This window comes from Streptomyces djakartensis (assembly GCF_014651075.1).
Taxonomy (GTDB): domain Bacteria; phylum Actinomycetota; class Actinomycetes; order Streptomycetales; family Streptomycetaceae; genus Streptomyces; species Streptomyces djakartensis.
Window position 1 is genome coordinate 1 of record NZ_BMWE01000088.1, and the last position, 559, is coordinate 559.

Genomic DNA, 559 nt, shown 5'->3' on the forward strand with positions numbered 1-559 from the left:
CGCTTGCGTCGGCTTTGGTCTTGCAGCCGTTCTGAAAGGCGGTATTCATGTCAATACAACAGGCAGTTTCACCCAAGCCAAACGCATGAATGTGCTCCTCAACCACACCATATACTAAATTCAAAAATTATAAAGACATAATCTTCTCTAAATGCTTTTCTGGATTTGTTCCAATCACATACCGTTTCTTTTTCATGCTTAACGGACGGCTTCCTACCTCTAAAATTTTTAACATATTCAAAGCCAGTTTTCTTATAATGTTCAGATTATAGGATGCCTGCTTTTCTAATGTGTGATTCCCATCTTCTCGAAAGGTTACATCTAAATGCCAATGATAGCTTTCTATCATCCAATGACCACGCACAGCTCGCTCTGCTTCTTCTATATTGGTCGACAGGCTGCTTATGAAATATCTTTCTTCTACTGTTGTACTGCCATCTGTCCCTGCTATTGTATTACGAGTCATGATAATGCTTTTTAATCCTGCCCATTCTTTCTTCCGGCTTAACCAGCTGATGTCTTCTGTCTGCCAGTATTCCCGTTTCTCAAGGTTCCCCCT

General features: G+C 40.8%; 1 protein-coding gene. It reads right to left on the bottom strand.

Going from position 1 to position 559, the window contains the following annotated elements:
- Positions 1-127: 127 nt before the first annotated feature.
- A partial coding sequence (locus IE212_RS35825) for an ISAs1 family transposase (RefSeq protein WP_190201951.1) occupies positions 128-559 on the bottom strand: 432 nt, incomplete at its 5' end.